The sequence below is a fragment of the Mesorhizobium sp. M1322 genome (assembly GCF_040318085.1).
Taxonomy (GTDB): Bacteria; Pseudomonadota; Alphaproteobacteria; order Rhizobiales; family Rhizobiaceae; genus Mesorhizobium.
Window position 1 is genome coordinate 1 of the sequence record NZ_JAMYLP010000142.1, and the last position, 9,373, is coordinate 9,373.

At 60.8% G+C, this 9,373-nt stretch carries 10 protein-coding genes; 6 read left to right on the forward strand and 4 right to left on the reverse strand.

Translation table 11 applies throughout. The annotated features are described in order from the left end of the window. Window positions 1-127: 127 nt before the first annotated feature. Window positions 128-1,792, reverse strand: coding sequence for an ABC transporter substrate-binding protein (locus NKH12_RS28905; RefSeq protein WP_352956249.1), 1,665 nt, complete (start codon window positions 1,790-1,792; stop codon window positions 128-130). Window positions 1,793-2,102: 310 nt separating this feature from the next. Between NKH12_RS28905 and NKH12_RS28910 the strand changes: the two genes are divergently transcribed. From NKH12_RS28910 to rbsK, 3 genes are all read left to right on the forward strand, one after another. Further along, on the forward strand, window positions 2,103-3,161 hold the full coding sequence (locus NKH12_RS28910) for an ABC transporter ATP-binding protein (protein ID WP_352956250.1): 1,059 nt from the start codon (window positions 2,103-2,105) through the stop codon (window positions 3,159-3,161). Between the two features lie 87 nt (window positions 3,162-3,248). Then, window positions 3,249-3,701 carry an RbsD/FucU family protein gene (locus tag NKH12_RS28915; RefSeq protein WP_352956251.1) on the forward strand — a complete coding sequence of 151 codons (453 nt, stop codon included), beginning with the start codon at window positions 3,249-3,251 and terminating at the stop codon, window positions 3,699-3,701. A gap of 4 nt (window positions 3,702-3,705) precedes the next feature. Continuing rightward, the gene (gene rbsK / locus NKH12_RS28920) at window positions 3,706-4,632 is read left to right on the forward strand and encodes a ribokinase (RefSeq protein ID WP_352956252.1); all 927 of its coding nucleotides are present in this window, start codon (window positions 3,706-3,708) and stop codon (window positions 4,630-4,632) included. Window positions 4,633-4,912: 280 nt separating this feature from the next. Here the strand turns inward: rbsK and NKH12_RS28925 are convergent, their stop codons facing one another. Further along, window positions 4,913-5,686, reverse strand: coding sequence for an ion transporter (locus NKH12_RS28925; protein WP_352956253.1), 774 nt, complete (start codon window positions 5,684-5,686; stop codon window positions 4,913-4,915). A 13-nt stretch (window positions 5,687-5,699) separates the two neighbouring features. Further along, window positions 5,700-6,167: a hypothetical protein gene (locus NKH12_RS28930; RefSeq protein ID WP_352956254.1), complete on the reverse strand. Its 468-nt coding sequence runs from the start codon at window positions 6,165-6,167 to the stop codon at window positions 5,700-5,702. 214 nt (window positions 6,168-6,381) lie between these two features. Here NKH12_RS28930 and NKH12_RS28935 point away from each other — a divergent pair, with 214 nt between their 5' ends. From NKH12_RS28935 to NKH12_RS28945, 3 genes are all read left to right on the forward strand, one after another. After that, window positions 6,382-6,576, forward strand: a complete 195-nt coding sequence (locus tag NKH12_RS28935; protein ID WP_352956255.1) for a hypothetical protein — start codon at window positions 6,382-6,384, stop codon at window positions 6,574-6,576. 152 nt (window positions 6,577-6,728) lie between these two features. Beyond that, the gene (locus NKH12_RS28940) at window positions 6,729-7,736 is read left to right on the forward strand and encodes a flavodoxin family protein (RefSeq protein ID WP_502910858.1); all 1,008 of its coding nucleotides are present in this window, start codon (window positions 6,729-6,731) and stop codon (window positions 7,734-7,736) included. Window positions 7,737-8,102: 366 nt separating this feature from the next. Further along, window positions 8,103-8,633: a DUF1003 domain-containing protein gene (locus NKH12_RS28945; RefSeq protein ID WP_352956257.1), complete on the forward strand. Its 531-nt coding sequence runs from the start codon at window positions 8,103-8,105 to the stop codon at window positions 8,631-8,633. Window positions 8,634-8,889: 256 nt separating this feature from the next. Here the strand turns inward: NKH12_RS28945 and NKH12_RS28950 are convergent, their stop codons facing one another. After that, a complete protein-coding gene (locus NKH12_RS28950) occupies window positions 8,890-9,264 on the reverse strand; it encodes a hypothetical protein (protein ID WP_352956259.1) in 375 nt (124 codons plus the stop codon). Between the last annotated feature and the right edge of the window lie 109 nt (window positions 9,265-9,373).

Genomic DNA, 9,373 nt, shown 5'->3' on the forward strand with positions numbered 1-9,373 from the left:
TACCTTGACGGTGTGGGGGGGGGGGGGGGGCGGGGGGGGGGGGGGGGTGGGGGGGGCGGGGCGCGGGGGTTGGGGGGGGCGGCGGGGGGGGGCGGCCGGCCCCCCCACGGTTCACCACAGTCTCAGCCTACATGCCGAGCGAGGCTTTGTAGAGCTTGACCTGATTTTCGCGGCCAATCTGGTCGGTCAGCTTCTCCCAAGCGGCTGCGATGGCGTCGGCGCCTTCCTGCGCCTTCATCTTTCCGGCGAACGTGTTGGCCAGAATGTCCTCGGCGGCGCTGTAATATTGGAAGATGCCGGGGATGCGCGGTTCGATCGCGGCGTTCGGATGGTTGTAGCTGTCGGCTTCCGACTTGAGATACGAGGTGATGAATGCCTCGTCGTAACCGGCCGCCACCCATTCCGGAATGTCGAAATGCGAGTTGCGGTAGGGCTGGAAGCCGGACGGATATGCCGCGCACCAGAGCGAAAGGTCCTTGCCGCCGAGATGGGCCGCGGCAGACCAGGCCGCCTTCTTCTTCTTTTCGTCGCTATCGACGCGGGCCATGACGTAGACACCCCAGCCGAGATAGGCGCAGTTCGGCGCATAGTTCGGGCCGCTGGCCAGCTTGTCCCATTGGCCGGTCTTGGAATTGTAGACGTCGTCCGAGCCCGGCAGGATCGAGAAGCCGGTGACATCGCCGACGACCGACGAGTCGTTGGTCTTGACGTTGGAGCCGACGTCGCCCCACCAGGTTACCATCGAACCGGTGCCGGCCAGGAACTGCTGGAAGGCGGTGGTGTTCGGGTCGGCGTTGATCTGGTCGGCGGGCTCCGACGGAAGCGCGTCGATCACATCCTGGATCGCCCGCACCCAGGCCGGATTGTTGATGCGCGGCTTCATCGTGTCGGCGTCGAACAGCCAGGCCTTGTCGTCGGGATGCTTGGCATAGGCGCTGGCGCGGCTGCCGAGGAAGTAGAAGCCGAAACCGCCCCACGCCTTGGGGGCGTCGAGATAGCCAAAGACGTCCTGGCCCTGGAACTGCTTGCCCTTGAGGAATTTGGTCACGGCCTGCACCTGCTGCCAGGTCTTCGGCACGCCCCATTCACCTTCGCCGCCGCCATCCTTCCACGCCTTGGCGAGGTCGGCATCGGCAAACACGTCGGTGCGGTAGTTGAAGTTGTGTGCGTCGCCGTCGACGGTCACGCGGTACTGCTTGCCGTCCCAGGTGCCGACCGGTGGCTGCAGATAGGCCACGACGTCCTTCATGTCGATCTGGTCCTTGACCCAGTCCGGCATTTCGGAGGTGAGGCCCTTGCCGCAGACGTCGCCTTCGAACGGAGCGCCCATCTCGATGATGTCGAAATCGACGGTGCCGGTGGCGATCGACTGCTGCAGGCGGGCGTTGTAGTCCGCCTGCGCCAGGTCGATCCAGTTGATCTTGGCGCCGGTATAGGTCTCCCACGGCTTCAGGAAGCCGCGAAACAGCACATTGTGCAGGTTCTGGTTGTTGAGCCCCATGAAGGTGAGCTGGACACCGGCGAATTCGCCTTCCTTGACGCTGGCCTTGGTCGCCTCCAGGCAAAGCTCGCCGACCTGCTGGAAGTCGGCATCGGTCGGCTGGCCCTTGCCGACACCGGGGATCTGCAGGATCTGCGCACGCAGCTCGCTTGCGGCGGAAGCAGGGCGCGTCAGTGCGCCAAGCCCGGCGCCGGATGCCGCGGCGATCGCGGCCATGCTGGCCGCGCCCTTGAGGACATCGCGGCGAGTGGCTCCCGCGCGCATAAATTGGTTGTAAAGGCTGACTTTCATTTCGTTCCTCCCAGAATCTCAACGGTGATTGTATCTCAATGGTGATTGTTTCGGGTGTATGGAGCGCTGGACGTGTTCCCCAACAACAGCGACTCCTGGAAATAGGGCCCAAGTTTCCTCCCGCGACACTTCGATTTCCGTAATCCGAACTAGTGTGCCGGCGCGCCCGGAACAGGGTCAGAACCCGAGCCCTTTCACTATTCTCACAACCAAGTGCCGTGTCAACGATGATGGGGTTTTTTATCTATAAAAGACTGACTTGCCCTAGCCGTTTGCGTTGTTTAGCTTCACCGCAACGAAAGGGGGGCCGATGGCTCAAGTCGCGATCAGCAATGTGGCCAAGGCGTTCGGAACCGTCAAGGTCCTGCACGATGTCAGCGTCGACATCGCCGACGGGCAGTTCGTGGTGCTGGTTGGCCCTTCGGGGTGCGGCAAGTCCACGCTGCTCAGGATGGTGGCCGGGCTGGAGACCGTTTCCGGCGGCACGATCGCCATCGGCGACCGTGTCGTCAATCATCTGCCGCCGGCCAAGCGCGACATCGCCATGGTGTTCCAGAACTATGCGCTCTATCCGCACAAGACGGTGGAGCAGAACATGGCCTTTGCGCTGAAGCTGCGCAAGACCGACCCGGCGGTGGTCGCGGAGCGGGTCAAGCGCGCCGCCGATATCCTCGACCTCAACCCCTACCTCAAGCGCTATCCGCGCCAGCTCTCGGGCGGACAGCGCCAGCGCGTCGCCATGGGCCGCGCCATCGTGCGCAACCCGCAGGTATTTCTGTTCGACGAGCCGCTGTCTAACCTCGACGCAAAGCTGCGCGTCCAGATGCGCACCGAGATCAAGGAGCTGCACCAGCGGCTGAAGACCACCACCATCTATGTCACGCACGACCAGATCGAGGCCATGACCATGGCCGACAAGATCGTGGTGATGCGTGACGGCCGCATCGAGCAGGTCGGCGCGCCGCTGGAACTGTTCGACCGGCCGGCCAATCTGTTCGTCGCCGGCTTCATCGGCTCGCCCTCCATGAACCTGCTCAAGGGCGTGGTGCGCAAGGGCGACAGGCCTGTCGTCGACATCGCCGGAACGCCGTTCCCGATTGCTACGAACAGCGCCGTGGAGGACGGGCGCAAGGTGGTCTACGGTGTGCGGCCCGAGCATCTAGAAATCCACCCCGACGGCGTGCCGGCGAAGATTTCCGTCGTCGAGCCAACCGGTTCCGAAACGTTGGTCTTCCTGCGCTTCGGCGACGGCGAGATGGTGGCGCTGTTCCGTGAGCGCCACGACTTCAAGCCGGGCGACACGCTGCATCTGAAACCCCGGCTCGACCAGGTCCATCTCTTCGACTCAGAGACCGGCCGTCGTCTTTAATGCTTTGAATTTGCGCCTGAAAACCGACAACACTTTTCGGGATCATGCGCCAGGCTTCGCATCAAAAAGCCCGTTCGGGAGGGAACTATGCTCAAAGGGATCAATCCGCTGCTCAATGCCGACGTGCTCCAGGCGCTGCGGGCGATGGGCCATGGCGACGATTTGATCATCGCCGACACCAACTTCCCTTCCGATTCGGTGGCGCGCCAGACCGTGCTCGGCCGGCTGCTGCGCATCGATGCGCCGGCCGCGGACGTGGTCAAGGCGGTGCTGTCGCTCTATCCGCTGGACAGTTTCGTCGACGACGCGGCCGCCCGCATGGAGATCGTCGGCAAGCCGGACGAGATTCCCGCAGTGCAGAGGCAAGTGCAAGACGAGATCGACGCGGCGGAGGGCAAGCCATGGCCGATGATCCCGGTCGAGCGCTACGCCTTTTATGAGCGCGCCAAAAAGGCCTATTGCGTCATCCAGACCGGCGAACGCCGCTTCTATGGCTGTTTCGCCTTCCGCAAGGGCGTCGTGCCGCCGGATGCGGAGTAGGGGGATGCCAGGCAAGCCTGTCGTCATATTGGGGGTCTTCGTCGCCGACACCGCCTACCGCGCCGCGCGCCAGCCGCGCATGGGCGAGACGCTTCTTGGCACATCCTTCACCCTCGGCCCGGGCGGCAAGGGCTCCAACCAGGCGGTCGCGGCCGGCCGGCTCGGCGCAGACACCACCTTCCTGACGCGCCTCGGCGTCGATCCCTTTGCCGATATGGCCAGGCGAACCTGGGCGCAGGCCGACGTGAAGAGTGCCGTCATCGACACGCCGGAGAGTTACACGGGTGCGGCTTATATTTTCGTCGAGGATACGACCGGCAACAACGCCATCATCGTTAGCCCCGGTGCGGCCATGCTGATTTCGCCCGACGATATCGAGGCCCATGCCGGCCTGATCCGCTTGGCCGGCGTCTTCGTCACCCAGCTCGAACAGCCGATCAAGGCGGCGCTGCGGGCGCTGGAAATCGCGCGCGGGGCAGGGGTGACGACCATCCTCAATCCGGCGCCCGCGGCAAGCCTGCCCGAGCGCATCTTCACGCTCTGCGACTATGTCACGCCCAATGAGACCGAGGCCGAGGAACTGACCGGCATCAAGGTGTCCTCCATCGACGACGCCCGCCGCGCCGCCGACAGTCTGCTCCAGAAGGGCGTCGGTGCGGTTATAGTGACGCTCGGCGAAAAGGGCGCGCTGTTGCACACGGACAGCCGCTCCGACCATGTCGGAGCGATCAATGCCGGCCCTGTGGTCGAAACAACCGGCGCCGGCGACGCCTTCAATGGCGGCCTGGCTGCAGCACTTGCGAGAGGGGTGGAACCGCTGCAAGCGGTCCGCTTCGCCTGCGCCGTCGCTGGCATTTCGGTAACGCGGCCGGGCACGGCGCCGTCGATGCCGACCCTGCAAGAGGTCGAGGCATTGCTCGCCAAAGGGTGAGGCCGCAAGCTCTCCACTTTGGTCCGTTCCGACATGGTGGCACATTAGCAACAGTTAATGTAAATCGGCAATCTCATCTTGCGTCATTGGCATAGGTGTCCCGTAATGGGCGATGGGGTCTGGCGCCGCAATTGCACGGTCAGCGATGCCGGGGGCAACCTTGACCTGGCAATCGGGGGGGTAATCTGGGGGCCTGCCGCTTCGCAAATGGAGCGGCGGGCTCTTTCACGGCACCACACCATCAGAAGCCGCCGGAATGGCTCGCGGGGAATGAGGCGATCTAGCCGCGAACGCCGGACAATTCGCGGACCTCTGCCCGCAGCGCCTGTAGTTCCGCGAGGATGATGGCCTGATCGCTGTGCAGCGTTGCCCTGTCGGCCGATTCTACGGCTTCATGCTCGGCCTCCATCGCCGAAACGATCACGCCGATGAACAGATTGAGCACGGTGAACGAGGTCGCGATGATGAATGGGATGAAGAACAGCCAGGCGGTCGGATAGACCGCCATGACCGGGCGCACCACGCCGTCCGACCAGCCTTCGAGAGTCATGACCTGAAAAAGCGTGAAGAGCGATTCCGGTATGCCGCCGAACAGTTCGGGGAAGGACGAGCCGTAGAGCTTCGTCGCCATCACCGCAAAGACGTAGAATACCAGCCCGAGCAACAGCATGATCGAGCCCATGCCAGGCAAGGCGGTGATGAAGCCGGTGACGACACGGCGCAGCGACGGAACGATGCTGATCAGGCGCAGGACCCGCAGGATGCGCAGCGCCCTCAGCACGGACAGCGAACCGGTCGCGAAACCGACGACGAAGAGGTCGAAGATGCGCCATGGATCGCGGAAGAAATTCGTCCTGTAGACGACCACCCGGATCGCGAGTTCGAGGACGAAGACGCCGAGGATCGCACGGTCGATGGCAGTTAGAAGCGGGCCAAAAGCAGCAATCGCATCGGGCGAGGTTTCGAGGCCGAGCGTGACGGCGTTGATCAGGATCAGGACCATGATCGTAAGATCGAAATGGCGCGATTCGATGAGCGATTTCAGGGCATCCAAGGCTTCTTCTCCGTTAGAGCATCGGACCCAAAGTGGGAACCGGGTTCGGGAAAATCCAATGCTCAAACGCATATGACAGGCTTGGAACGCAACAAATACAAAAAGTTGAAACTCTCAGGAAACCGAAAGTCGAAACTTTTTGTGTTAAGGAACCAAGGCCATCCGCGACCTCCAGCGTGACAGGGCCCCAGTCGGAAATAGCCTTCTGGCCCGCTGTTAAAGCGAATCGCTGCGCTATGTCGCTGTAGGGACTGCATTTTTCTGCGGCAGCGCGAAGGATGAACCGGCACACAGCGATCATCTGCCAAGTCGCCAGGAACCATGCGGGGAGCAGCGGGTTTGGCTTGGATGCCGACACGTTCGGTCCACCATTCTCCAAGGAGAATACGATGACATTACCAAGCAAGACCACAGCAGTTGCCGCGGCGCTGGCTATGCTGGCTTCGCCGGCACTATCCCAGACGAGCTCACCTGCGCCCACCGCACCGGCACCGGATCAAGGTTCACAGCCATCGCCAGGAATGAGCGGGCCAACCGAAGACTCCATGCGCCAAATGATGCGTCAGATGATGACTGAGATGCTGGAGCAGAGAATGCAGGAGCATCGTCGCCCTCGAGCAGAACGACGAGGTGGCGACCGTTGGCATCGCGATTTCCGAAGAGGTCCGCATGACGGGCGCCGAATGGGAGGCGGGATGATGCATGGCGCACGGATGCGAATGATGTTCGCCATAGTGGACGCCGACGGCGATGGTGCGCTTTCTCAAACCGAGGTTCAGGATTTCATCGGGCGGATATTCAACGCTGTCGACGAGAACGGCGATGACAGCGTCGACAGGGAGGAAATCCGATCCTTCTTCCACGGAGGTGCCGACGAAACGGGTGAATAAATCACTGCAAGTCTTGCGCGTTCCTGGACGAAGATTCGGGAAAGGAATTCGGAAATGGCTGGTCTCGTTGGCAAGTTTGTCGGGAAAACCCCGGCGCCTCGCAAGGCATGGCTAGTCCCAAATTGAGTGAGAAAGAGTTCAAGGCAAGGTACATGCAGCAATTCGTCGATCCAGCGTTCGAACCGGTCGCCCGGTCGATCGAGCAAATCGCTTCGATCGCCTGGCAGGCTTATGCCGATTCCCGCAAGAGCCCGATCACGAGGAAAGCCGGTCCTACGTTCAGCGACCCCGACTACGATCTGTCGGTCGATTGGATCGCTGCGCACGAAGCGGTGCTACAGGCGCAGCGTCGGCACGATGATCTAACGGTCCCGCCGCGTCTATTGATCATCAACGGGTCGCCGCGCAGCGAGCATACCTGTCCCGACGAAATGTCGAAGAGTTTCCGGCTCGCCGAAATCGCCCGTGAGACCATCGACAAGGAAACGAAACTTGCCGTCGAAATTCTCGATCTGTCGCGACTTGCTTCCGAATACGGGAGGAACATCTATCCCTGCAAGGCGTGCTTTTCGACGGCCGCTCCGCTCTGCCATTGGCCCTGTTCCTGCTATCCCAACCATTCGCTTGGGCAAGTTCAGGACTGGATGAACGAAATCTACCCGATGTGGGTCGCCGCCCATGGGATCATGATCATCACCCCGGTGAATTGGTATCAGGTTTCCTCGCCTGTCAAACTGATGATGGACAGGCTTGTCTGCGCTGACGGTGGCAATCCAGACCCCTCGCTGACTCAAGGCAAGGATGCGGCAAAGGCAAAAGAGGTAGAACTGGCCGGGTGGGACTATCCGCGTCATCTGGCGGGCAGGCTGTTTTCTGTGATCGTGCACGGCGATGTAGAAGGTGCGGAGAATGTGCGGCATTCCATCGCTGACTGGCTGCGTTTCATGAAGTTGTCGCCGGCCGGCCCCAGCGCCGAGCTCGACCGCTACATCGGCTACTGGAAGCCGTACGCTACAAGTCATGATGAACTCGATGCCGACGAGACAATCCAGGAAGAAGTTCGCAACGCGGCCCGCTCGCTCGCCGAAGCCGTGGTCGAACGTCGGGCGGGCCGTTTCCGCCAGATCGGCATCGGCCTTGAAGACCCGCGGCAAAAATAGGCGACCCCGATCAGCGAAGCACGAATCCCGCAATTCCGCACGGAACCGAGCCCGAGCGTAGTTGGCGAACGTGCCGAGCATCGGCTCACGGAGCCTTGGGAAAAATGCTTTTACGAAAGCTTTGCCGGGTCGATCTCACGACCTTCACTCTACTGCCAGTCGCGCGTGCCGGGCAACCATGCGCCACAACAGGCGTTAAGGAGCTCAGCGTCCGAGAGAAGCGGCAGCGAGCACGCATCCCCGGCCGCGTTGTCCCGCTTCCAACGGGGAAACCAAGAGGCCTATCAGGTTGAGAACGTCTATGAAACTTCCTTGCCGCCGCGGCTGGACCTCAGGCCTAGCGCCTCAAGTCGGGCCTTGATGTCCATGGCCGCGCCACAATCCGCCGACATGCAGTCGGTCCTCCACAACAACATTCAAGCTCTGGTTGACCATCGACGAGAGCAGGAGCAGCAGCAGGCGTTTCAAGATCGAATTGCCGGCGTCATCTCCCGTTTCGCGGGGAGCATGGCATTCGTGTATCTGCACCTTGCAATCCTGATCGTCTGGGTCGTGCTGAACCTTGGAGCGATCCCGGCTATTCCACCCTGGGACCCAAGTTTTGTGATATTGGCAATGGTAGCCTCGGTTGAGGCGATCTTCCTGTCCACCTTTGTCCTGATCAACCAGAACAGAATGGCTGAGCTCAGCGAGCGCCGCGCCGAGCTGGATCTGCAGATCAGCCTGCTCAACGAGCATGAAACCACACGACTGATCGAAATGATGTCCGCCCTGACGGAGCGTTTAAAAGTATCGACGCCGGCAGATGACGAACTGCCCCAGCTAGCTCAGAACGTCGATCCGCAAGTGGTGATGAGCCAAATCGAACGGATCTCTAAAAACCAAACCAAGCGCTAGAATTTATCGGGTGCAAAGGTCGACCCGAATATCTGAATTGCCGGTCCGGCATTCAGAGTTTTTTTCATTTCCAATCAGCTAAGCGATTGAAAATGGCGCGAGTGACGGGGCTCGAACCCGCGACCTCCGGCGTGACAGGCCAGTGAAACACCTAAATTTCTCAACGATGGTTTCGAATTTCACCATATCCGAATTCACCGCAAAAGCGGAGAAAGTTGAAACCCGATTTCCCGGCTGGCGCAGGGTTCCAAGCGCGTTAGGCGCTAGGACGGTCCTTGCTGCTCATAGCAGCAAAAAACAGTTGCATGGACGCTTCCGATGCAGGTTTGAAAACCTCGAAGACAGCCTTTCGGATTTCATCCAACTTTTCGAGCGACGACTGCGAAAGCTCGTAGCTATGGACGCCGCCTTTGATAGTCACGGTGACGTGTCGATTCACAATCCCGGTGAAATGCGATCGTATCCCTTCGCCACGTATAACCTCGACGCCTCCAACTGAGAGGGGACCATCGAAAGAGTTCTGTTCCTCATAAAAGGGATTCCAGAGCATGTCCGCAGGGTGAGCGGAAGCGTCTCGAATGTACTTGGCGCTTGGAAATGCCTCGCTAAACATTTTGGCAACTTTGTCCATTTGCGCGTTAGAAACTAGAGCAAGTCCTGTGATCGATGAATCGATTGTGATGTGACAGCTGCGTCTTGTGCTGATTCAACATCCACCTCGATGGAGGTGGACGATGGGA